At 68.7% G+C, this 22554-nt stretch carries 20 protein-coding genes and 3 pseudogenes; 10 read left to right on the top strand and 13 right to left on the bottom strand.

Features of this window, described 5'->3' with window-relative positions; translation table 11 throughout:
* Nucleotides 1-93 precede the first annotated feature (93 nt).
* Nucleotides 94-2109 carry a M4 family metallopeptidase gene (locus tag FBY35_RS01905; protein ID WP_142212104.1) on the bottom strand — a complete coding sequence of 672 codons (2016 nt, stop codon included), beginning with the start codon at nt 2107-2109 and terminating at the stop codon, nt 94-96.
* Between the two features lie 472 nt (nt 2110-2581).
* On the opposite strand from FBY35_RS01905, the gene FBY35_RS01900 reads away from it, so the two are divergent.
* Nucleotides 2582-3640 (top strand): TAXI family TRAP transporter solute-binding subunit, encoded by a 1059-nt coding sequence (locus tag FBY35_RS01900; protein ID WP_260848470.1) that lies wholly within the window; start codon nt 2582-2584, stop codon nt 3638-3640.
* 54 nt (nt 3641-3694) lie between these two features.
* On the opposite strand, the gene FBY35_RS01895 is transcribed toward FBY35_RS01900, so the two are convergent.
* The 3 genes from FBY35_RS01895 to FBY35_RS01885 all read right to left on the bottom strand — a co-directional run bounded on the left by FBY35_RS01895 (nt 3695) and on the right by FBY35_RS01885 (nt 7253).
* Complete coding sequence (locus tag FBY35_RS01895) at nt 3695-5080, bottom strand: HAMP domain-containing sensor histidine kinase (RefSeq protein WP_142212103.1); 1386 nt, start codon at nt 5078-5080, stop codon at nt 3695-3697.
* Nucleotides 5077-5763, bottom strand: a complete 687-nt coding sequence (locus FBY35_RS01890) for a response regulator transcription factor (RefSeq protein WP_142212102.1) — start codon at nt 5761-5763, stop codon at nt 5077-5079. Before FBY35_RS01890 ends, FBY35_RS01895 begins: the two co-directional genes overlap by 4 nt.
* A gap of 122 nt (nt 5764-5885) precedes the next feature.
* Complete coding sequence (locus FBY35_RS01885; protein WP_142212101.1) at nt 5886-7253, bottom strand: MFS transporter; 1368 nt, start codon at nt 7251-7253, stop codon at nt 5886-5888.
* A gap of 384 nt (nt 7254-7637) precedes the next feature.
* Here FBY35_RS01885 and FBY35_RS01880 point away from each other — a divergent pair, with 384 nt between their 5' ends.
* Nucleotides 7638-9137, top strand: coding sequence for a hypothetical protein (locus FBY35_RS01880; RefSeq protein WP_222123091.1), 1500 nt, complete (start codon nt 7638-7640; stop codon nt 9135-9137).
* Between the two features lie 98 nt (nt 9138-9235).
* On the opposite strand, the gene FBY35_RS01875 is transcribed toward FBY35_RS01880, so the two are convergent.
* From FBY35_RS01875 to FBY35_RS36825, 3 genes are all read right to left on the bottom strand, one after another.
* Nucleotides 9236-10168, bottom strand: coding sequence for a galactose oxidase-like domain-containing protein (locus FBY35_RS01875; RefSeq protein ID WP_142212100.1), 933 nt, complete (start codon nt 10166-10168; stop codon nt 9236-9238).
* A 280-nt stretch (nt 10169-10448) separates the two neighbouring features.
* Nucleotides 10449-11624, bottom strand: a complete 1176-nt coding sequence (locus FBY35_RS01870; RefSeq protein ID WP_142212099.1) for an epoxide hydrolase family protein — start codon at nt 11622-11624, stop codon at nt 10449-10451.
* Nucleotides 11625-11792: 168 nt separating this feature from the next.
* The gene (locus FBY35_RS36825; RefSeq protein ID WP_260848469.1) at nt 11793-11918 is read right to left on the bottom strand and encodes a hypothetical protein; all 126 of its coding nucleotides are present in this window, start codon (nt 11916-11918) and stop codon (nt 11793-11795) included.
* Between the two features lie 219 nt (nt 11919-12137).
* On the opposite strand from FBY35_RS36825, the gene FBY35_RS01860 reads away from it, so the two are divergent.
* From FBY35_RS01860 to FBY35_RS01850, 3 genes are all read left to right on the top strand, one after another.
* Nucleotides 12138-12998, top strand: a complete 861-nt coding sequence (locus tag FBY35_RS01860; protein WP_260848468.1) for an alpha/beta fold hydrolase — start codon at nt 12138-12140, stop codon at nt 12996-12998.
* A gap of 74 nt (nt 12999-13072) precedes the next feature.
* The gene (locus FBY35_RS01855; RefSeq protein ID WP_260848467.1) at nt 13073-13231 is read left to right on the top strand and encodes a hypothetical protein; all 159 of its coding nucleotides are present in this window, start codon (nt 13073-13075) and stop codon (nt 13229-13231) included.
* A gap of 31 nt (nt 13232-13262) precedes the next feature.
* Nucleotides 13263-13697: an ester cyclase gene (locus FBY35_RS01850; protein ID WP_142212097.1), complete on the top strand. Its 435-nt coding sequence runs from the start codon at nt 13263-13265 to the stop codon at nt 13695-13697.
* A gap of 378 nt (nt 13698-14075) precedes the next feature.
* On the opposite strand, the gene FBY35_RS01845 is transcribed toward FBY35_RS01850, so the two are convergent.
* Entirely contained in the window at nt 14076-14696 is a 621-nt protein-coding gene (locus tag FBY35_RS01845) for a TetR/AcrR family transcriptional regulator (RefSeq protein WP_142212096.1), read from the bottom strand.
* Nucleotides 14697-14812: 116 nt separating this feature from the next.
* On the opposite strand from FBY35_RS01845, the pseudogene FBY35_RS01840 reads away from it, so the two are divergent.
* Nucleotides 14813-15160 (top strand): annotated as a pseudogene (locus tag FBY35_RS01840) (FAD-linked oxidase C-terminal domain-containing protein); the annotation flags it as partial.
* A gap of 805 nt (nt 15161-15965) precedes the next feature.
* Here FBY35_RS01840 and FBY35_RS01835 read toward each other — a convergent pair.
* The gene (locus tag FBY35_RS01835; RefSeq protein ID WP_142212095.1) at nt 15966-16355 is read right to left on the bottom strand and encodes a VOC family protein; all 390 of its coding nucleotides are present in this window, start codon (nt 16353-16355) and stop codon (nt 15966-15968) included.
* Nucleotides 16356-16550: 195 nt separating this feature from the next.
* On the opposite strand from FBY35_RS01835, the pseudogene FBY35_RS01830 reads away from it, so the two are divergent.
* Nucleotides 16551-16962, top strand: a pseudogene (locus FBY35_RS01830) (LysR family transcriptional regulator); the annotation flags it as partial.
* 225 nt (nt 16963-17187) lie between these two features.
* Entirely contained in the window at nt 17188-17577 is a 390-nt protein-coding gene (locus FBY35_RS01825; RefSeq protein ID WP_037743720.1) for a hypothetical protein, read from the top strand.
* A gap of 840 nt (nt 17578-18417) precedes the next feature.
* Here FBY35_RS01825 and FBY35_RS01820 read toward each other — a convergent pair.
* The 4 genes and pseudogenes from FBY35_RS01820 to FBY35_RS01810 all read right to left on the bottom strand — a co-directional run bounded on the left by FBY35_RS01820 (nt 18418) and on the right by FBY35_RS01810 (nt 20587).
* Entirely contained in the window at nt 18418-18954 is a 537-nt protein-coding gene (locus FBY35_RS01820) for a hypothetical protein (RefSeq protein WP_142212094.1), read from the bottom strand.
* 88 nt (nt 18955-19042) lie between these two features.
* Nucleotides 19043-19288, bottom strand: coding sequence for a carboxylesterase family protein (locus tag FBY35_RS01815; protein ID WP_142212093.1), 246 nt, complete (start codon nt 19286-19288; stop codon nt 19043-19045).
* A 39-nt stretch (nt 19289-19327) separates the two neighbouring features.
* A complete protein-coding gene (locus tag FBY35_RS35990; protein ID WP_160159196.1) occupies nt 19328-19498 on the bottom strand; it encodes a hypothetical protein in 171 nt (56 codons plus the stop codon).
* A 277-nt stretch (nt 19499-19775) separates the two neighbouring features.
* Nucleotides 19776-20587: pseudogene (locus tag FBY35_RS01810) on the bottom strand (maleylpyruvate isomerase family mycothiol-dependent enzyme).
* 479 nt (nt 20588-21066) lie between these two features.
* Here FBY35_RS01810 and FBY35_RS01805 point away from each other — a divergent pair.
* Both FBY35_RS01805 and FBY35_RS01800 read left to right on the top strand, forming a co-directional pair.
* Entirely contained in the window at nt 21067-21519 is a 453-nt protein-coding gene (locus FBY35_RS01805; RefSeq protein WP_142212092.1) for a hypothetical protein, read from the top strand.
* Nucleotides 21520-21893: 374 nt separating this feature from the next.
* Complete coding sequence (locus FBY35_RS01800) at nt 21894-22457, top strand: dihydrofolate reductase family protein (protein WP_142212091.1); 564 nt, start codon at nt 21894-21896, stop codon at nt 22455-22457.
* The last annotated feature ends 97 nt before the right edge of the window (nt 22458-22554 follow it).

Raw genomic sequence — 22554 nt, 5'->3', positions numbered from 1 at the left:
GGTGCCGGGCAGGCGTGAGGCGGGACTACCGTCGATCCGCTCGATGGTAGCCCCGCCCCTTTGCGCGACAGGATCAACAGCCCCTCTCGCTCGCTACTTCACGTTCACCGCGTCCCACGCCTCAGCAACGGTCCGGGCTTCGGTGCTGTCCTGCCCGAACAGGTCGGCGGCAGCCTGCAAAGTGCCCTTTCTGGCATCCAGGAAGCCGGTGTTCGAGGTGAAGTACGTCGTCACCGCCCGGAACCAGATCTGCTCGGCCGCCTCGTTGCCGATTCCCTTCACCTGGGAGTTGTCACACGTGGGGCTGTTGCCGAACTCGGACTCACCGCTGCCGTTGACCAGCAGGAAGAAGAAGTGGTTCGACACTCCGCCACCGTCGTGCGGGTCAAGTCGGCCGACATCGGGGGAGAAGCAGTCGGGCGACCTTCCGTCCCTGGAGGGGCGGTCCATGAAGCGCTGCAACCGCTTCTGCTGGGCGTCGCCCTCCAGAGCCTCGCCGAGGAGGAAGTCCGGCGGGTCGTTCGGGTTGTTGGTGAAGAACTCTGTCATCGCGCCGAAGATGTCACTTGTGGACTCGTTGAGCGCCGCCGGCTCACCCTGTTCGGACAGTGCGTTGTTCGACAGGGTCACCAAATGGCCCATCTCATGGGCGACGACGTCGAGTTCGGTGAGCGGCTTGACGTTCTGACCGTCCCCGTCCCCGAAGACCGCTGTGAAGGTCTGCGGGTCGGCGAAGGCGTTGACGACACCGTCGCCGTAGTGCGTGTAAAGGGTGGGGCCTCGCCCGTCACCGCCGAAGCCGTTGCGACCGAACTTCTCCTGGAAGTAGTCCCATGCCCGGGAAGCTCCGAAGTGCACGTCCGCCGCGACGGTCGAGCGGTTGGAGGCCTCTCCGGTCCCGAAGGTGTTGTCGTCGCTGACGACCGGCTTGGCTCCCGGCACTCCGAGCGGGTTGCCGTTGTCGCCGCCGCCCTGGCCACTGTCGCCGTCGCCTTGGCCGTTGCCGCCGCCCGTCGACGGGATCTCCTCAGGCTGCCTGCCCTGCCGGCCCGCTCCATAGCAGACCGGCACTCCCTTGAGGCAGTACCCCTCGGCATCAACTCGCAGCGCCGGCAAGGGCCCCACGCCAAAGGCGGTCCCGCCCCTGTCGGCGCTGTCTTCGCCGGGTCCGTTCCGGTCCTGACCATTGCCCGGACCGTCGCCGCCACCCGCGGGATCCTGCGGACCACCAGGGCCGGCCGGGCCGCCACCCCCACCTTGCCCGTCGCCCGCATTGCCGCGGCAGTTCGGATCCGGGTCCTGCGGCGCGCACTGGTTGTCACCGTCCAGGGTTGTCGTTCCGCCCCGCGTGGCGTCCGTGAGTTCGAACCCACCCTGTTGGCCGGGATTCGTCTCCAGTTTCACCTGCCCGCTGTAGAGGGTGTTGCCCGATCCCTGCTCGTGCCTGTACCGATCCCGGGTGCCAAGGACCTGCCCGTTCTCCGCGTCGACGTAGGTGTGCACCTCGGCGGGAGTGCTGTCGCCGCGGACTCCGCGGATCACGTTCTCGTAGGCGAGCCGGGGTTGCTTCCTACCTGCCCACACGACGAGCCGGGATCCCGCCCGCGCCTCCCGGGCCGAGTCCTTGCCCGAGCGGGCCACCCCCTTCTTGGCTTTCCCGTCCTGCGCTGGTTCCTGCAAGGGGCTGTGCTTGAACGCGCTCGTCCACGCGTCCTCGACTGAGAGCGCGGGCTGGGTGTCGAAGCCGGGCGCCGAAGCGAGCGTCTGGCTGACGCCCTTGAGCCGGCCGTCCCCGGCCATGTGCAGAGCGAGGTCGCCGCCGATGACCGGCAAGCCCTCGTAGTACCGGTCCATTCGTATGTGCCGGTCCCCGTCTTTTTCCTGTTGGATGGCCCGGATCCTGAATGTCTGGCCCCGTGCGTAGTGCGACGTGGCCGGATCGCCCTTGAGCGCCTCGTAGGCCAGTGCGCGGAGGTCAGTCGCCTTCGGATCCGGCGGGTTGGCGGACGCGTTGAACGCTATGAGGGTGACGCAGGAACCGACCAGTCCTATGGCCGCTACGAGAGAGGTGGGCCGCTTGTAGAGGGGAGGCCGTCGTCGTCTTGTCATGTGAAGTCCCGGGGTCGATGGGTGGGTTGGTCGCGATGGACGCGCCCTTGCAGCCGCGCCGAAGGAGATTCCGGCGTGGCCCCGCAGCGGGAGACCATGGGTGTGGGGTTCAACCCCGTGCTGTTGGCCCGCCCGCGCCGGGTGGTTGGAATTCAATGACCGACGAACGTCACGGGGATCAGCCTCAAGGAGGAATCATGAGACAGCTGTGGTGTCTTGAGGCGCGGGGGAACTGGAACAGAAACCCGGCCGAGCGGACAGGTCCATGCGGATGACAGCGGTCCTTGGCGCGGAGTGCTCCGACGCTACCGACGAGTGGCCGGGATCCAGAACGCAGAGATGCCCCACCCGGCCCCGACTGCGTACGGTGCCGAGGCACGGCGCATGGGGGGCGGGTGGGGCTCGTCGTCAGGGCCTGGTGATGCATGACTGATCAACGCGCGCCGGTGCGGTCTGCGGTTACACTCTCGCCGTGACCAGCTCAGATGAGCCTGCTCCAGGAAGCTGCGCGCGGGGACTGTCCGGCGCACACGACCCGATCGTGCCGGTGCGGCCGGCTGGGCAGGAGTCGTTCCGGAGCCTTGGTCGTCGGGATCTTCTGGGGCTGGGCCTTGGCGGGTTCGCAGCTGTCCTGGTCGGGTGTTCCGCGGACTCCGGCCCGGTGCGTCGGCTGCGGCTCGCAACGGGGGCGCAGGGTGGGCCGTACCACGCCTTCGGCCGGGCGCTCGCCGACGCCGTTGCCACAAGTGGGCATCGGCTGGAGGTCGTTCCCGTGGGCACCTCGGCGAGCGTGGACAATCTGCGTCGGCTCGGCGAGGGGTCGGTCCAGCTGGCGTTGGCGATGGCGGACGTGGCTCAGGACGCGGTGTCGGGGCTCGGGCAGTTCTCTCAGCCTCTTGCGGTGACGGCGCTGGCCCGGGTCTATGTGAATTACACACACCTTGTCGTTCCGGCGCGCGGGCCGGTGCGATCGGTCCATGAACTCGCCCGACGGCCGGTGGCCGCTGGTGCGGAGGGTTCGGGGGTGCAGGTGTTGGCGGGACGGTTGCTGCGGGCGGCCGGGCTGACCGGCGACCGGTCGGTGCGGGAACTGCGGCTCGGCCTTGCCGAGTCGGTGGAAGCACTGCGCGAGGGTACGGTCGATGCGTTGATCTGGTCCGGAGGTGTGCCGACGCCCGCGCTGTCGGCGCTCGCGCGGGCTCTGCCGTTGCGGTTGCTGCCGCTGGATGGCGTCGCGGGCGCGCTGCGTGAGCGCTACGGCTCCCAATACACGGCGGTCACGCTTCCGGCCGGGGCGTACGGGCTGCCCGAACCCGTGGGCACGATCGGTGTGGGCAACTACTTGACGGCGCGGGCCGATGTGCCGGAGGGCGCGGTACGCGAGTTGCTCCAGGTGGTGTTCGACCGGTGGCGTGACTTGCTGCGGGATGTGACGGCGGGGGCGCGGCTGGAGCCCCGGTTCGCCATCTCCACCGGTCGTGTGCCGCTCCACCCGGGCGCGGTTGCGTACTACCGGTCCGTGTACGGCTGAGCGGTGCGGCCGCAGGGCGTGCACGGTGATCGGCACGAGGCGTCGGAATGAGGGTCACCGGTCCGTCTTCTGGGCCGGGAGCTGCAGTTCCACGACCAGCCCCCGCGGCGTGTTGTGGCTGGTGGCAAGTCGGCCGCCGCTGATCCGTGCGATCTCGTCGGCGATGGCCAGCCCCAGTCCGCTGCCGGGCACGTTTTGATGCTGGGTGCTGCGGACGAAGCGCCGCAGCAGTGTGGGCAACTGATCCGCGACCACTCCGGGGCCGTTGTCGGCGACACGTACAACGACGGTCTGGCCCCGGAGCGTCGCGTGCACCTCGACACAGCCGCCGGACGGTACGAACTTGGCGGCGTTGTCGAGAAGGGCGTCCAGGACGCGGCCCGCCGCGTCGGCCAGGGCCCGCGCCCGCAGATTGTCGCGGATGTCGGCGGTCAGTTCCAGGCCGCTTGCGTGGAAGACAGGCTTCCAGGCGCTCACGCGCTCACGCGCCGCCGCCGACACGTCCTGGTCGGTGAGTTCGGCGGTGCCCGATTCCACCCGTGCCAGGGTGAGCAGACCGTCGAGCAGTTCTCCGAGACGTTCTGCTTCGTCGAGCGCGCGGGAGTGCTCGGCCCGGCCGGCGCCGGGGCCAAGGTGCGGCTCGACGTTCTCCAGCTGAAGCACGAGGGTCGCGAGTGGGTTGCGCAGCTGGTGGGAGGCGTCGGCGACGAAATCGCGCTGACGGTTGATGGAGTCGGTCACCGCTTCCGCCATGGTGTTGAAGTGGCTTCTCAGACTGCGCAGTTCCGGCGGTCCGGTCTCGGAGACGGCCCGCGCCTCGAGACTGCCGGCGCCCAGCCCTTCCACAGCCCGGTCCAGATCGCGCACCGGCCGTATCAGCCAACGGGTGATCCCGGCGGCAACCAGGGCAGCCGCGGTGAACGCGGCCAGGGCGCCGGCTGCGATGAGTGCCCAGCTGAAGGCGACATCCCGTCGTGCGGCGCCGGTGGGGACGGCCAGGATGACGGCTCCGCTGACCCGCTCGTCCCGCCCCACCGGTTCGGCCAGCACCACGACCGACGGCCCCCAGGGCCGGATCGTCGGCAACTTCGCTGTGGGGCGTCCGGTCAGGGCCTGGCTCCGGGCGTCCATCGCCTTGGAAGCGGCGACCGCCGCGGCTCCCGTCCCGGCGTGTGCGACGGTATGTCCGGCTGTGTCCACAATCAGTACATCGGCCCCGTACAGCTCGGCATACCGGCCGATCTCTGCGGCCAGTTCGGACCGGTCGGCGGCGGTGCGCACCAGGTCGGCGAGGTCGGCGAACCGTACTGCTTCGAACCGCCGCTCAAGCAGCAGATGCTCGGTCCGGCCGCGCGCGGAGGCGTTGGCCAGGGGAAGGGACAGCAGGAACACCGCAGCTCCCATGAGCACGATCAATACGGCCAGGAGTCTGCGCCTCATCGACTGTTCTCCTGGCTTGCGGCGCCGAGTTGGTAGCCGAACCCGCGGACCGTACGGACCAGGCCGGGCCTGCCCGTCTTGGCGCGGATACCGGCCACATGGACATCCAGGGAGCGGGAAACCGCCAGAAAAGCATCGCCCCAGATACGGTCGAGGATCTCCTGGCGCGAGTGCACCTCGTCGGGCCGGGCCGCCAGCAATGCCAGTACGTCGAACTCCCGGCGGGTCAGCTGCACCGGCGTCCCCGCCACTCTGACGGTGCGGCCCGCCGGGTCGATCTCGACGTCTCCCGTGCACACGGGCCTGCCGGTGCCTCTGGCACCGGACGATACGCCCGTGCGGCGGCGCACGGCGTCGATGCGGGCCATCAGCTCGGTCATCCGGAAGGGCTTGACCACATAGTCGTCGGCGCCCGCGCGCAGGCCCTGCACGATGTCGCGCTCCTCGCAGCGGGCTGTAACGACGATGAGGGGCGCGCCGCACACGGTGCGCAGCCGCCGCAGCAGCTCGAGCCCGTCCAGGTCCGGCAGGCCCAGGTCGAGCAGCACGAACTGAGCTTCGCGCCCATGCTGCAGGGCGTCCGTGGCGCGGCCGACTCTGCGGACGGTGTGCCCGCGCTGGGCGAGGGCCGTGCCAAGGGCGTGGGCCATACGGTCGTCGTCCTCGACCAGAAGTGCGTGCATGCGGCCTTTCCTCTGTCACCTGGGACAGTGCCCTCTGGATACCTCACGGGCAGGCCCCGGCGGAAGAGGCCGCCCGGCCGAGGCTGCTGCGCGGCCACGGCCCGCGCAGCAGCCGGGACGGATCAGCGTGCGGCCTCCACGGCAGCCCCGGCCGCCCGTTCCCCGCCGGCTGCGGAGTCCGCGGCAGCCTCGGCACGGCTGAGTGCCGCATCGCGGGTGTCCGGCATCAGGACGTAGGTGACCAGGGAGATCAGCGCGCACCCGGACACGTACCAGAAGAACATGGTCTCCTGGCCTGCGTCCTTGAACCACAGGGCCACATACTCCGCCGTGCCGCCGAAGAGCGCGTTGGCGATCGCGTAGGGCAGCGCCACGCCCAGGGCGCGCACCCGGGTGGGGAACAGTTCCGCCTTCACGGCCGCGTTGATCGACGTGTAACCGGTGACAATCACCAGGGCCACCAGCGACAGCCCCAGCGCCGACCAGTACGACGTCGCCGACCGCAGGGCCATCATGAGCGGGTAGGTTCCGACGGTGCAGCCGACGGCGAAGGTGATCAGCAGCGGGCGGCGGCCGATCCGGTCCGACAGCGCCCCGGCGAAGGGCTGCAGCACGGCGAAGACGGTCAGCGACGTGAAGCTCACCAGCGTGGCGGTGGTCTTCGCCATGCCCGCGCTGCCGATCAGGTACTTGGTCAGATAGGTGGTGTACGTGTAGTAGGCCACCGTGCCGCCGAGAGTGAGCGCCATGACGAGGCCCGCCTGGCGGCGGTGCTGCCACAGTGCCTTCAGTGAGCCGCGAGTGCTGTCGTCGTGGCTGCCACCGGAGGACTCCTCGGTGAACGCCTCGGTCTCCTGCAGACGGCGCCGCAGCCAGAAGACCACCACGGCGAACAGCGCACCCAGCACAAAGGGGATCCGCCAGCCCCAGCTCGCCAGCTGGGAGGTGCTGAGGGTGTGCTGCATGGTGATGAGGATCCCCAGGCCGAGGAGTTGGCCGCAGGTCATCGACACGTACTGCATCGACGACCCCAGCCCACGGCGGCCACGGGCCGATGCCTCGGTCAGATACGTGGCGCTGGCCGCGTACTCGCCGCCGATGCTCATCCCCTGCAGCAGTCGCGCGAGCAGGAGGACCAGCGCACCGGCGTAGCCGGCCTGGCCGTAGGTCGGGGCGACGGCGATCAGTAGGGCGGCAACCGACATCATGGCGACGGTGAGGGTGAGTGCGCTCTTGCGTCCGTGCCGGTCCGCGGCTCGGCCGAGGACCCAGCCGCCGACTGGGCGCATCAGAAAGCCGACGGCGAAGATCCCGGCCGTGTTCATCAGCTGGGTGGTCGGGTTTTCGCCGGGGAAGAACGAGTCGGCGAAGTAGATGGCGAAGGTGGCGTAGACGAACCAGTCGTACCACTCGACGAGGTTACCGAGCGACCCGCCGATCAGGGCGAGGCGGCGCTTTGCACGCTCATCGCCGGGCGGCCTCCCGGTCATGAGGTGGGACGATGACATGGCGGCTCCAGACGAGAGAAGTCCCCTGGTGGGAGAGGGGATGACGTGCCCAGAGCATGCGAAGTGCCGACCCGTGGGACAAGGCTTGGCCCCCAGATCTAACACGCCGCTAAGAAAGGGGGAGTGCAGGACGCCTCGCGCCGCGCCGAGATGTGAAACCGCCGCCGATCCGCGGTCAGCCCACCACCCTGCGCATACCGCAAACCACCGGCCTACCGCAGCGATCAGCACATGTCACCCCCGACAACGCTCCTAAGAGATCAGTAACTGGGCGATAGTGCGATCATTACGGGCGTGCCTGACTGGACCTATCATCCGCTGAGTCCCCTCGCGGCCGGCCTCTTGGGAGCCTCGCGCTCGCGACGTGTGGCATTGCGACTCCTGGCGCTGCTGACCGCCCTGCCGGGCGGCACCAGGTTGGTCGCCGCCTTCCTGGGCCGGTTCCGGCCACCGACGGGCCTACGGGTCGGCGCGGTGGTGCCGGTCGCGCACGCTCGGGACGCGCTGCGAGTCCTGCCCGCGCTGGGTGCGACGGTCATCGAGGTCGGCCCTGTCGGTTCGCATCAAGTGCCGGCGGTCCGGGCGGCCTTGGCAGGGCGACGCTGTGAGGTAATAGTCCGGGCCGAGGCCCCGGACGTGGCCGCAGCGCTTGGTCCGGACGTCGACCGGGTCGTAACCGGCCCTGAACCGGACCTGGTTCACCTGAACCAGAATGATCCGGATGACTGCAGCGTCGAACGGGCCGTGGCAGCACTGGCCGACCCGGCAGCGACAGTCCTGGCCACCACAGACCTCCTCGTGGCCACCGGACCGGGCTGGTTCCGACGGGTCATGGAAGCGGCGACACCCACCGAACCGGCGCAGCGCTGGCAGAACCTCCGGCGAAACCCCCTGCGTTGGCCGTCCTGGGCGTGGGGTGTGCTGGTCGGGCTCGGGATGATCGGCGCGGGCATGGCCGCCGCTGCGATCACCCTCGGGCCGCTACTGCTCTGGTACGACTCCGACTACCTCGGCGCGACCAGGGATGATCTGCACGAGCTCAACCACCACTTGGTGCACTTCCTGCAGCACGACAGGATCACCTTGGCCGGGACGATGGTCTCCATCGGCATCCTGTATACCGGCCTGGCCTGGGGCGGCATACGGCACGGCTGGCTGTGGGCCCGCGACGCCTACCTCATCTCCGGCGCGGTCGGTTTGCCCACGGTGTTCTATTTCCTGGGCACCGGCTTCGTCGAGCCGTTCCACACAGCACTCACGGCGGTGCTGTTCCCACTGCTGCTCCTCACTGTCTGGCGGTCCCCGGCGCGCCCGCGGTGGAGCATTCAGCCAGACGCACCCGAACCCCTGCGCCGACGGGCCTTGACCGGCCAGCTGTTGATGATCCTCACCGGTACTGGGCTGCTCATCGGCGGTGCGACCATCTCGGTGGTCGGACTGACGCGCGTCTTCGTCCCGACCGACCTGGTCTTCCTCGGCGCCGACGCCGCCCACCTGCACGCCGCCGGCCCGCACCTCATCCCGTTCATCGCCCATGACCGGGCCGGGTTCGGCGGCGCGTTGCTGTCCGCAGCGATCGCAATCATCCTGATCAGCGCCTGGGGCTGGCGGCGAGGAGCATCGTGGGTGTGGTGGACACTCCTGCTCGCCGCCGCCTTCGGCTTCGGCCCGACGATCGTGATCCACCACCTGATCCACTACACCGATGCCATGCACCTGGCGCCAGTCTATGCGGGCACTGTGCTCACAACAGCAGCCCTTACCCTTGCCCGCCCGTACCTGTGCAGCCCGACGTCCCCTACCGATCTCGGCCAGGACGACATCGGCAGGTACGCAACCGCCGATGCCGGCACGGCGCCCGTCTAGGAACGCAGAGTGGCGTCGGCCCGCCGGTCCCGCATGCGACTCGTCTCGACGGGCACCCGGTGGTCGCGACCTCGCCTTCCCGGTGAGCGTCCTATGTGTCAGCCCACGTTGAGCACTTTGGCTTTGCTGGGTACGCCTTGGGAGTTGAGGGCGAAGAGGAAGTATGTGCCCGGCAGTGCGACGCCCGGGTCGGCCGGCACCGTGACCTCGTACGTTCTGGTGTCTGTCTGGCGGGCTGTGAGCGGGACGCGGCGTTGGCCGTTGTCGTTGGAGTGGGTCGCGGCGCCTGTGCGGACCAGGGCGAAGGAGGTTACCGCGGTGTCGGTGGTGATCGTGAGTTTCGTCCCGTTGGCTGCGCGGGCCGGGACGCCGCCGGTGATCTGGGGCCGGGTCTTCTCGGTGCCGTCGGCGTTGAGGAGGTAGGGCGGGGTGAAGATCGCCCCGTCGGGATGATTGGTGGCGCAGGCCCCGCACAAGCCGCCCCCGCCGCTGAATATGCGGCCGTCGGGCAGCAGGTTGGCGACGCTGTGGTAGTTGCGCGGCACGGCCATTGCGGCCATGCGGCTGAACCTGCCGGTCGCCGGGTCCCAGATCTCCGGAGTCATTGCGGATGTCGCGTCGCTGAACGGGACCGGGTAGGACTGGCCGCCGAAGACCGCGACCTTGCCGTCGGGCATCACGACGCTGTTGGCGAACGCGCGGGCGTAGGCGAGGTCGCCGGTGCGTGTGCTGACCGGCCTTCCGCCCCCGTTGAGGTCGACGGTGTAGGCGCGCCGGGTGGCCTTCACGTTCTCGTAGGCGGTGGCGCCGCCCAGGGTGAGCAGCTTGCCGATGTCGTACGCGACGGCGTTGCCGTTCATCGCGTCCTGGCTGTCGGCTCGGGTGCCGGCTGGGGTGATGCTGCCGTTGCCGCTGGTGGAGATCCAGTTGATCTGCTTGCTGGGTCCGAGCTGCAGCACGCGCCCTTTCGAGGTGGCGTGCAGCCACTCGTGGTTGTCGGCGCGGTAGGGGCCGCGGGGGTCGGCCGTCATGGTCGTGGTGACGGGGACGCCGTCGAGCTTGCGCCATGTGTGCGGTGCGGCAGGTTCAGCCCGTTGCGGCAGCGGTCCCGTCCCCAGTTGGGGCCTCGCAGTGGACCGCGGCCCGGCACGAGGCCTACGCCAACGACCGGCGATCCGTTGCAGGGCCGGGGGCACCGGGCGGCACGAACGGGCGCAACGGCGATGTACCGGACCGCGGCTCCCTGCAATCTCAAGGTCAAGCTACGGCGAGCCCTGCCCTGCTACGAGAGCGACAACGAACTCCTCCTTGTCACCGCAATGAACTGAAGAACGCCCGGATGTCGAGGACCAGCAGGTCGGGCGCCTCCAGGGCGGCGAAGTGACCGCCCCGGTCGAACTCGGTCCAGTGCACGATCGTGTTCTTCTCCTCGGCGTAACGCCTGATGGCCACATCCTCCGCGAAGTTCGCGACACCGGTGGGCACTTCGGAGCGCGTGGCGGGGAACCAGTCGAGGCCATGGCTGTTCTCGTAGTACATCCGGGCAGCCGAGCCCGCCGTGCCGGTCAGCCAGTACAGCATCACATTGGTGAGTAGCGTGTCGCGGTCGATCGCGTCCTCGGGCAGCTCGGCCGCCCTGCTCGTCCACTCCTTGAACTTCTCCATGATCCAGGCGAGCTGGCCCACCGCCGAGTCGGTGAGGCCGTAGGCCAGTGTCTGCGGGCGCGTCGACTGGATGGCGTGGTAGCCGAAGCCGTCGCCGGTGAATCTGGCGATCGCTTCGAGCCGTGCCTTCTCGCTCTCGGTGAGCTCCGAAACGACCTCGTCGGGCACCGGTCCGAGCGGGATGAACCCCACCGAGGCGGCATTCACATGGACCCCGACGACCGAGTCAGGGGCGTGCCTGCCCAGCGCGGGGGAGATGAGCGCGCCGAGGTCGCCGCCCTGGGCGCCGTAGCTCTCGTATCCGAGCCGTCGCATCAGCTCGTCCCAGGCCCGCGCCACCCGGGCGGCGTTCCAGCCCCCGTCGGTGGTCGGACCCGAGAAGCCGAATCCGGGGATGGTCGGAATCACCAGGTGGAAGGCGTCGGCGGGATTGCCGCCGTGGGAGCGGGGATCGCTCAACGGGCCGATCACATCGAGGAATTCGACGATCGAGCCAGGCCAGCCGTGGGTGAGGACCAGCGGCAGCGCGTCCGGCTCGGGGGAGCGGACATGCAGGAAGTGGACTTGCGCGCCGTCGATCTCGGTGAGGAACTGCGGGTACTCATTGAGCTGTGCCTCATGCTTGCGCCAGTCGTAGCCGCTGCTCCAGTACTCTGCAAGGGAGCGGATGTACGGGAGCGATGCGCCGTATGCCCAGGCTGCGCCCGGAAGTTCATCGGGCCAGCGGGTCTGGGCCAGCCGCTCGCGGAGGTCGTCTAGCTGCGACTGGTCGGTCTCGATTCGATACGGCCGGATCTGCTGGTGTGCGCTGTTGTCTGCCATGCCCCTGACGGTAGACAGCTTTGCGGACAACTATTGTCCTCAACAGCTTGGCACTCGGGAGAGCGTGGCGTTCACGCAAGCTGGTCCTCGTTCGCCGGCCGGCGCCAGGATCCAAGATCGCCGAACGGTCGCAGGCGGCAGGCTCCGTTCGGCCGGCCTTCTGCCGGATCAGCGGTGGCCGGGGAACCGCAGGGCGTTCGCCCAGAGCCGGGTGACCGTGGACACGAGTTCCTCGAAGTCCACCGGTTCACCTTCTGCTTGACCTTCACCGAGCGTGAAGGCGTTGTAGGCCATGACGCTGACCAGCCGGACAGTGCACGGGAGGCCATCATCGGATCGACCTCACGGTCTGCGACCCCCCGAGCCTGAAGGTCGGCGATACCGCGGGCGTTGCGGCGGATGAACGCGTCAGGTCGGCACTCGGCTGCCGTTGCGGGAAGGCGGTGCTCTCGGCCTTGACAATCCATATCCAGGGCGGAAGGCTGACCGACCAGTCGGTATGAGGGGGGCATCGTGACTGAGTTGAGCATCTCCACTGCCGAGGGCGTCTTCGACGCGTTCGTGGCGGGTCCGCCCAAGGGCCGCCCGGTGCTGATGCTGCACGGCTTCCCGCAGACGGGTCTGGTGTGGCAACGGCAGATCGCGGTGCTGGCCGCGCACGGCTACCGGGTGGCGGCGCCCGACCAGCGTGGGTACTCGCCCGGGGCCCGCCCCGAACGCGCCGAGGACTACCGCATGAGCGTCCTGGTCGACGATGTGGTCGCGATCACGGACGAACTGGGCTGGGCGTCGTTCGACCTGGTCGGCCATGACTGGGGAGGCGCGGTGGCGTGGTGGACCGCCGCTGCCAACCCCGGCCGCGTACGAACCCTGACGGTTGTCTCGACCCCTCACCCGAGGGCTCTGGCCACCACCCTGCGCACCGATCAGGACCAGCGCGAACGATCGCGCTACATGATCGACTGGCGCGACACGCCCGCGACCGAAGAACGCATGCTCACCAACGACGCCTCGGAGCTTCGCGCCGCGTACGCCGGAAAGATCCCGCAGGCCAGTGCCGACGCCTACGTGCAACACCTGTCCCAGCCGGGCGCTCTCACCGCGGCGCTGAACTGGTACCGGGCCGGCCGCCCTGACGGCGCGATCGGCCCCATCGACGTGCCCACCCTGTACGTCTGGAGCACCGCGGACAGCGCGTTCGGCGAGGCCGCCGCGCAGGAGACGGGGCAGTGGATCAACGGGCCGTACCGGTTCGAGACCCTCCAGGGCATCAGCCACTGGGTCCCCGAGGAGGCGCCCGAGACGCTGAACCGCCTGCTGCTCGACCATCTGCAAACGCACGGCGAGTACGGAACCACAGCTAACCGTTCCTAGAGACTGAGTGGCTGTTCGCGGATCGGTTCGCCCGCCGGTACGCCGACGTGCGCCTGCGCCCAGAGAGCTTGGCCGTGACCGACCGGGGGGTGACGACCACATCGGCCTTCAGCGCCATGTATGACTCCGCGCTGCAGCTCATCCGCGAGCACGACGGCCCCCGCGTCGCCCGCAGCACCGCGCGTATCTCTCGTTCTCCGGTCTGCTCGTGCGCGGCCGTGGTGGGAAAATGAAGTGGGTGATCCGCAGCTGAGGAGGTGGATCATGGGACAGGCTCGTGAGGTCATGGACCGGCTCACGGATGCGCTCACCACGCACCCGGATCTGAAGGTCATCGCTGAGTTGTATGCCGAGGACGCGATCGCTGTCACCCCCGACGAGGGGGAGATCCGCGGGCGCGACAACATCGTGGAGTACTGGCGGCAGATGACGGAGGCGGTCCCCGAAGCCAGATTCGAGTCGTTGCACGCGTACGAGGCCGGCGACACAGCCATCGACGAGGGGTTCTTCAGCGGCAGGAACACCGGGCCGCTGCATCTGACCTCCGGGGAGACTCTTCCCGCGACGCAGAAGGAGATCAGAATCCGCGGGGTGGACATCGCCACCGTGGCGGACGGCCGGATCGTCGACTACCGGCTCTACTTCGACGAGATGGACTTCTTGGGGCAGCTGGGGCTGCTGCCCGATGAGCCGTCCTGAGCACTCGTCCGTCAGGGGATCGAGTGGAGGGCGTACCCGTGCACGCGGACTACGACGGTCCAGGGCTGGACCGCGCGTCCAGCGTCAGTCTGCTGGGGCGCCGCTAACGACCTGACGCACATGTCCGCGCGGGCGGTGGAGCTGGTTCGGCTGCGCCAGCGCAGGGAACTGCGGCAGTTCGTGGGGTGGGACGGTGTAGCTGGGTGGTGGGAGTTGCCGGAGTGACTGCCACCGGTCCGAAGTGCGCCTTCCCTGCGGCACCTTCCGCCTCGACATGGACGGGCAAGCGGTAGCCCCCGGCATGGTGGTGTTCCGCCTCCGTGTACCGAGTCGGAGCCCGGAGTGGCTCGGGGTCGGCCTTCGGCCTCGGGCAGGGCTTCAGTCGAAGGCTCTGCCGGTGAGGGCGAAGAGGCGGGCGCAGCGTTCAGCCATCGCGTCCGGCGTCTGGTCGGGGTGGTTGATCCACCAGCGGACCAGGGCGGTGACCAGGCCTCGCCATGCGTACTTGAGCGCGTCCGCGTCGAGTGGGTCCGTAGATCCCGCCGCGCGCAGCAGCTCGGCGGTGCCGGTCGCGGCGAGTTGGTCGATGGCGGTCCGGTAGCGCTCGGCGGCGCGGGCAGGCCCGCTGTCGAGGGGCAGCGAGGTGTCGTAGAGCACGAACCATGCCTCGCGCCGGCCCTCCAACGCGGTGAAGATGCTGCGCAGCACCAGCAGTGGTGTGTGCGGTGTGGTGCCTCGGCCCTGCGTCATGGCAATGCGCATCGCGTCCAGTAGTTGGTCGCCGACCGGGGTCAGGCACGCGAGGTAGAGGTCCTGCTTGGCGCCGAAGTACTGATGCAGCAGCGTCTTGGTGACGCCGACGCGCCCGGCGATGGCGGCCAAAGACGCTGCGGAGTAGCCGTGACGCCCGAACTCCTCGGTGGCCGCGGCCACGATCTGCTGCTCTCGGCGGGCCCGCGGGACACCTTTGGTGCCGGCCGTGCCTTTGGGGGTGGTCATGAGATCGATATTACCTTACGGTAAATTACCTCAAGGTAAGTTCCTGGTGGCAACCACTGGAGTACCGAACGATGACTCACCCCGTGCCCGCGCCCAGCACCTCCCGTGTCCGCTCCGCCGTCCGCACCGAGGTCGGCACCGCCGCACGTCACATCACCGGCCACCCCGCCACCGTCAACTGCCGCCTCACCCACGTCTACCCCGACGGTGCCGCCCCCTACTTCACCGTGCTCGCCGCCGGCAGGCCCGGCGACGAAGTCGCCGTCTGGGACGACCTCAAGTCCGTCGCGGGCGACATCCTCCACCGCTACCGGGCCACCATCACCCACCACCACGCCGTCGGCCGGGACCACCGCCCGGGCTACGACCGCCAACGCCCCGAACCCTTCGCTCTCGCCCTGCGCGCCGCCAAACATGCCCTTGACCCGCACGGCATCCTCAACCCCGGCGTGCTCTTGGACTGAACCCCCCTCTTCGGACCGGCGGGCGCCGCAGACACGGCCTGCAACGGTGGGCCAGGACAGGGCGAGGGCGAACCGTGTGGCGTGCCGGCCCGGCGACAGTCCCGCACGGTGCGGCACGAAGAGCCGAACTGCCTGATCTCGCGGCCAGTCGGCGCAGTCTCCGGCTTCACGTCTACGGCGGCTGCCGGCATCTGTGGTGCCCGCAGAATGCTCGGCCTCTCGCTACCGAGGCCTTGATCCGGGCTCACGGCTCCAGAAACCCGGGAGCGGAGCTGCCAACTCGGCTACAGGAAGGCGCCATTGAGGCGGTAGCACCATCCCCTCTCAGAATTCCAGCACTTCAAGGGTTGGGGGATCGGGGGCGCCGCAATGGGGGAGATAGCAGTGCCAGTCAGGACCGTGTATGCCCGTGCGGCAAACAGTTCCGCGGGACAAGCGTGAAGTGCAGTCGCTGCCGCGCTACGTGGCTTACCTGTCGTCAGTGCCTGGAACAGTTCTACGGCCATGGACGGGTCTGCAAGAGATGTCAGGCCAGGGTGAAGCAGTGCGCCCGCTCCGGGGGCGAGCGCTGGGTGAAGCCGGTGCTCAAGCCCCTCATCAGCGGTCCGTCGATGCCTCCGGGCCCGGTGACACCACCCCCCGGATCATGAACAACAAGGGGGGGAAGTCATGCCGGACCCGAAGGCCGGAGGCCCCATTGCGGAGCCACGAAAAAGGTGACCGGGGGGCCTGCGCGGATGAAAACCCGGTCACTTATGAATAGTTACCTGACCGCCGACACCAATGGGCCGCCGTGGGAAAATTCTTATGCGTCCTGCGGATACCAGCGCAGTTCCACAGTGTTGCCGTCCGGGTCCTGCACATAGAGGGAGACCGCGGTGCCCCGGGCGCCGAAGCGCTCGTCGGGACCGTCCAGCACCGTGAAGACGCCGGAATCGATGACCTGCTGCCAGTCGAGCGGCTCGACCACCAGGCAGATGTGGTCGACATTGGAGCCCTCCGGTCGCTCGGCGGGCTCCTCGACGAGGTCGATGATGGTGGTCGCGCTCACCCGCACGGACGGGAAGGGGACCTTGTCGGCCCGCCACTCCTCCACCCGCACTGGCTGCAGGCCCAGAGAGCCGGTGTAGAAGGCGAGCGAACGCTCGATGTCGGCGACGTTGAGGACGAGATGGTCGAAGGCGATCACGCGCATGGGTATCTCCGCGGGGTCGGGGCGCCCGGGGCGCCGATGGTGGTACGAGGGGGGCCGGCGGCCCCGGACCTCGCCGTTCTGCGGTGGCTGGTCACCGGCTGTCGTGGCCTGCCCCTGGTGTGAGCATCGCCGAGCCGGCATTCATTGGTCCAACGCATGTTTGTCATCTGATTCAGCTCGTTTCACGATTGACCTATGGATCTTCAGCAGATGGGTTATGTCCTCGCCGTGGCGGAGACCGCCAGCTTCACCCGCGCCGCCGAGCAGCGCCACATCGTCCAGTCCGCGCTCAGCCACCAAGTGGCCCGGCTGGAGAAGGAGCTGGGCGCCCGGCTGTTCGATCGGACCAGCCGCCGGGTGCGGCTGACCACCGCCGGGCAGGCGTTCCTGCCTGCTGCCCGCCAGTCCTTGGGACCACGGGCGGCATTTCGCGGTAGTCGCCCCGGGCCACCCGCTGGCCACGGAACACGAGGTGGATCTCCGCTCCCTCGCCGAAGAGGTGTTTGTGGATTTCGCCGACGGCAGCGCCGCTCGTGCCCAGCCGGACCAGGCGTTCGCGGCGGTCGGTCTGCGGCGCGAGGTCGCCTTCGAGGTGTCCGGTGTCGAGCTCTGCAGCGTGGCGAGGGTGACCAGTTCGGCATCGCGCAGGCGGGGCGTAATGCCGACCGGCGGGCGTCACGGCGCCACGTCGGGATGCTCCTTCAGCAGGTCGTCGGTCGTCGCATAGAGTGCTGTCGCGAGGGTGTCCACGTCGTTCGTCACAAAACGATCTTGGACACCCTCGTTCTCGTCTCCGCAGGCACCCCTTGGACCACGCCACCAGGAGGAACCAGTGTCATACCCGCAACTGCTCACCCCCGAGGAGAAGCTCGCCGACGCGAAGAAGCTGTTGAGCCTCCCGCGTATCGTCGTGATCTGCGGCTCCACCCGCTTCATGACCGAGATGAACGAGGCCGATCTGCGGGAGACCAAAGCCGGAAAGATTGTCGTCAAACCGGGCTGTGACATGAAGTCGCCGCACGAACTCTGGTCCGATCCCGTCGAGGCCGAGGCGCTGAAGGTTCGACTCGACGATCTGCACCGGGCGAAGATCCGGCTCGCTGATGAGGTGCTCGTAGTCGGCGACTACATCGGAGACAGCACCCGAGCCGAAATCGCCTACGCCCGGTCGCTGGGCAAGCCCGTGCGGTTCACGCACCCCGAAGTCGACCCTGACGCCTGACCGCCCGCCGCCACGGGTCGGCAGCCCGCCGCCTGACCGTCTCACGGTGGCTTCGGCCGCCGCCCACCCCGCACCCTCCGCAGGCATCCCTGGGAATTGATCATCTAGTTCCATGCCCTTGAGGTTCCTGATCCGCCCGGCAGATTCCTTGGAGGACGCCCGGACGGTCGCGATCTACGACTTCACGAACGGCCCCGCCGGGTACCTCCACACCAACTGCCGGGTGAACCCACGACGGGCGTAGCCTGCGCTGCCCGAAGATCGAGGTCAGGTCGTGAGTTGGTATCGGAGCTCGTGGGTGGGGATACAGGCGTTCACGGGCGAGCTGTCGGCCCCAGACTCTCTCTTGGAAACCGCCGTTGTCTGTCAGAACACGGAGTCTGAGGACGGCTTCAGCGCCGACCCGCGGCCATGTGGGCTGGTGGGTCAGCCGGGCCTCCGCCGAGTTCGTACCCGATCGCGCGCCCCGAGGTCCAGAAGATCCGTGGCTGCCTCCGGATCAGACAGCCCGATCTGCCAGCTGCTGCTCGCGTAGCCCTGCCTGGGCACTTGGGTGCGTACGGGGCCGGCTGCGGGCCGCCCGGTCCTGGCCGCTTGAGCTGAGGCCGGTCTGTCGAGCCAGGGACCGGTGTCACGGACCGGCAATGAGCCGGGTGAACTCGCCCAGTGTGACGTGTGGTTGCCTCCCGCGGAGACGCCGTCCGCGCCGCGCTCAAGCCCGAGGCCACCCGCCTGCGTAACTTCCCTGCCGTGCAGGCGAAGGGCACAGCGCCCCACCCACCGGCGCACCACGTCAGAGGCAGTCGCACCGGTCCAGGGTCGTCACCGGCAACTGCGGCGTCACGGGACAGGGATCGTGGTCGGCTCCGGTCCTTCCACGGTCTTGTCCACGCGGGACCAGCGCAGCCGGGGCGGATGTGAGGCGCCCACGTCCTCGGCGAGCTGGTGACGCAGTTCGCTGGCGAGACTTCGCAGTAGCCGCGACTCCGCTTCGGTGAGCGGCTCGGCGGAAGGTGTCCCGGTCGTGTCCTCGCGGGCCACGTCGATCAGGGCGTTCTGCAGGTTCAGGTAGCAGGCTTTCGCGGTCTTGGTCAGGAACATGCCGCCTGCGTCCGGCCCGAAGTACCAGTCGTGGAAGGTGTTCCAGAACTCCAGCAGGCGTGCCCGCGTCGGTTCGGTGCCGGGCCGCCAGCGCCGCGGGATGCACTCGGAGAGGTGGAACAGCACCTGGTAGCGCTCCAGCCGCTTGTCCCGCAGGGCCACGTCGTAGGAGTGCTCCAGCTCGATGAGCATGCTGGAGCGATTGGTCACGTAGCTGGTCACGGCGCCGATCAGGCCGCCCAGCACCACCCCGACCAGGCCGATGATGACAGTCATGAAATCCCCCGGAACAGCCCGCCATTGCCGCCATGCTGCCATGGGTCGGGCACGGCCGTACCCACGAGCGGCGAGTTTCGTGAGGGGGCTACGGCAGGTGCGGGTCGGCCTCGGGGATGAGACGGTCCAGCGGGGGAGCGAAGGGATGCTTGGGGGCGGTGGGGCCGTAGGCGTCGGCGCGTTTCCCGTTCCATGCGGCTGGTGGGCGAGGTGAGGCGAAGCGGAGCGGCCCGGTCGGCGATGAGGCGTAAGGGATATTCTTGAAACCGGTGGTGCCGTGCCGGCCGGTGATGCCACGAACGGCGCCGTGACGGGTGACGACGGCCGGTCGCATGGTTGCTCCTCGGCGCAGAGGTGGACGGGGGGCGGGCGTTCATCTGTCGGCGACGACCATGCGCAGGGCGAACGGTGCGTGCCGATCGGCGACTTGTTCGCGCGTGCGGTCGAGGGCAGGTCCCAACCACTGGGCGACCTGGACACCGAGACCGCCTATTGCGGTCGCCGTCAGAAGCAGGTCGTCGATGCTGAACTCGCCTTTCTTCACGCCCCAGGAGGACTTCAGCGAGCATGTGGCGGCATTGCTCGCGTGCCAGCCCTAGCGGTAGCTCCAGCCCACCGCGGCCAGAGCCTCTACGAGTAGTAGTCCGCGCCCCCCTCGGTACCGTCGCCTGCCGTGGAGCGCGGTATCAAACTGGTGATCGTCCGAGGCGGCGTCGCCCACGGCTCCGGACTTGGGCAACGTCCGGCGGGGCGGTCGAGCGCAGGTAGCCGTTCGCGCAAATCATGCCCTCGGGGCGCACGAGGTGACGCATCGTCATGTCCTACTCCTCCGGCTCCCAGGCCTGGAGCAGGTCGAAGAGATGTCGGTCGCCGTCGAGCTTCAGGGAGTCCACCGGAATTCGGCCGTACAGGGCGAGGACCAGCGCACTGGCCGTGCCCCTGGCGGAGGCGGCGGCGGACTCCGGGGCCGGGTTACTGCCGGCAGCGGTGGCGGGCCTTGTGCCGGGCGTGGGGAGTCGGGTGGTCCGTGCGCCGTCGGCGGCAAGCGAGAGCCGCCAGGAGCGTCCCCGGTGGCGTGGAAGTCGACGGCAGCGGGCTTGTGCGGCCAGGCGCTTGTCCATGCGCAGCAGGTGGACAGGAACTCGTCGACACCGTCGAGTGCCGCTTCCTCCGGCAGCGGCTGCGGGGAGCCCAGGGTGATCTGGGCGTCGTAGGTGTGCACCGCGATCTCCTGGAGTTGGTGCCGGGCGACGGCACGGGAGGTCTGCGGCGACTCCGACGGACCCCACCACGTCCAGCAACCGCGACCCGGGCCGGCCTGGCGCAGTGCGTTCAGCAACTGCTTCGTCGACTCGGCCGACCAGGCGAGCAGGGCCTCGCGCTCCTGGGGCACAACCGGTGCGCCCTCCGACGCGGTCTCGGCCGGGGGAGCGTCGGCAGGCCCTGCAGCGACGGTGGTGGCCCAGAAGCGGTGCACCCCGCCCAGATGTTGCACCAGATCGAACAACGTCCACTCGGGGCAGGTCGGCACCTGCACGTCGAGGCTGGGCGCGGAGGTGACCGCGCCCCGGAACGCGACCGACCGTTCGTCGATCAACTGCAGCAGGACGGAGAACTCCAGAGTCATTTCCACACCGGCTGTCTATCACCGTGCTCCGTCAACCGGCACGCGACTTTCGCTGCCGGTGCACAGCGGGCACAGCGGGCACAGCGGCGTGCGACACGGGCCGCGTGCTCTCGGATGACGCGGTGGCCTCATGCCTGGTCGCATCTCCGTCCCGTCCCGTCCCATCACCGAGCCCGGCCCGCCCGGCAAGTTCACACGCGGCCCGCGGATATGCCGCCTGCCGACCGCCCTCGGCAGCGCGAGGGCGTGCATCCGCCGGGTTCCGGGTGTTCCAGCGTCCCGGATTCCCCCAGCGTGAGGCGCGGTTGGCGTTTCAGGCGTTCCAACTTCCCGTGCCTTCGTGGTGCCGCGGCGCCGGAGGCTGCAAGTATCGGGCCCCGGCCGAGCCGTAGCCGAGACCAGCGAGACCGGCGTACTCCACCGCGGCCCGACCACCCATCCGCAGCGTCCCGCACGCGACACCAGGGGGGAAGCACACTATGAGCATGCGCGCAGCAGTCCGGGGTGCCGCCGTAACAGTGGCGGCAGGATCGGCCCTGCTCCTGACAACCGCCGGCCCGGCCCACGCCGTCGTCGGCGGGGATGTGATCCGCCACGACAGCATCCAGAACCTCGTGATCGCCAAGGACATCCGGGATCACAACGTGGGCTTCGGCAGCAACTGTTCGATCTGGAACTGGAACGGAGGAAACGACGGCAGCAAGTACGTCAACGGCGGCGGCAACTGCAAGACCGCCAGCATGAACGGCCGCACCTACAGCTGGACCGTCTGGAACGACACCGACGCCTTCACGCTCCAGTACGAGAGCTACTGGCTCAACATGCACGGCACGTGGCACCGCATCGGTGCGAACGTCTACACCAAGATCCGCGACAACGAGAACGCGCACTGTTACCGGGAGTCCGACGGGGTCAACTGCTACGTCTCCTACGGATGACGGCCCCGAAATCTTCTGCGGAGGACTTGCGACGGTAACGCGGGGAGGGGACACCTCCACGGGGGACGGCTCCGCCGCGACGAGGGCCTCGTCACGCTCCGGCGGGACGAGGCCCTGGGGTTTCGAGGTCCAGCGAGCCTGGACACGATGGTTGGAAGCAGCGGGGCGGGGTGAGTCGGCGGTTTCTGGTCGACGGGATTCGCTTGATGGCACCAAGTGGTCACGCTTGTTGCAACCAGCCGCGAGTTGCGAGTGAGGTTTTCTCAACTAAATGATTTCTTGAAGTGACTCGGCCCAGGGGATCCCGCGAGTCGCGATCAGTCTTGCGGCGTCCGGCGGTCGTACTGTCGATCCCGTCACCCGGAGGACTACTGATGCGCAGCGTGACCTATTCGATGAACGTTTCACTCGACGGTTACATCGTCGGGCCGGACGGCGACTTCGGCTGGACGGCGCCCGACGAGGAGGTCTTTCGCTTCTGGATCGACGAGATTCGAGAGGTCGGCGTTCACCTGTTGGGGCGGCGGCTGTACGAGACGATGCTGTACTGGGAGACCGCCGACCAGGATCCGTCGCTCGACGACTCAGAGCTCGAGTGGGCCGCGATCTGGAAGCCGCTCCCGAAGGTGGTGTTTTCCACCACGCTGTTGGCGGTGCAGGGCAATGCCCGCCTGGCCTCCGGCGGCCTGGCGGAGGAGATCGAGCGGTTGCGAGCCGAGCCGGGTGAGGGCGACATCGCGATCGGCGGCGCGACTCTCGCCGCTGAGGCGGCGGCGTTGGGTCTGATCGACGAGTACCGGGCGGTGGTCCACCCGGTGCTGGTTGGCGGTGGCATTCCATTCTTTCCCCAGCGCGAGCGCCGGGTGGATCTCGAACTCGTCGAGACCCGCACCTTCAGCTCGAGAGTCGTCTACCTCCGCTACCGCGTGGCGCGCTAGCCTGCTGGTCGCCAAGTAACTCGACCCAACGAGGTCCCCCGGAGCGCAGAGCTGATCTCCGGCACTTGGCGCTTCAGTTGGAGAGTTGAGTGCTGAT

Origin of the sequence: Streptomyces sp. SLBN-118 (assembly GCF_006715635.1) — a bacterium.
GTDB lineage: Bacteria > Actinomycetota > Actinomycetes > Streptomycetales > Streptomycetaceae > Streptomyces.
The sequence above is the reverse complement of the archived record's forward strand: the minus strand, read 5'-3'. Positions and strand labels throughout refer to the sequence as shown.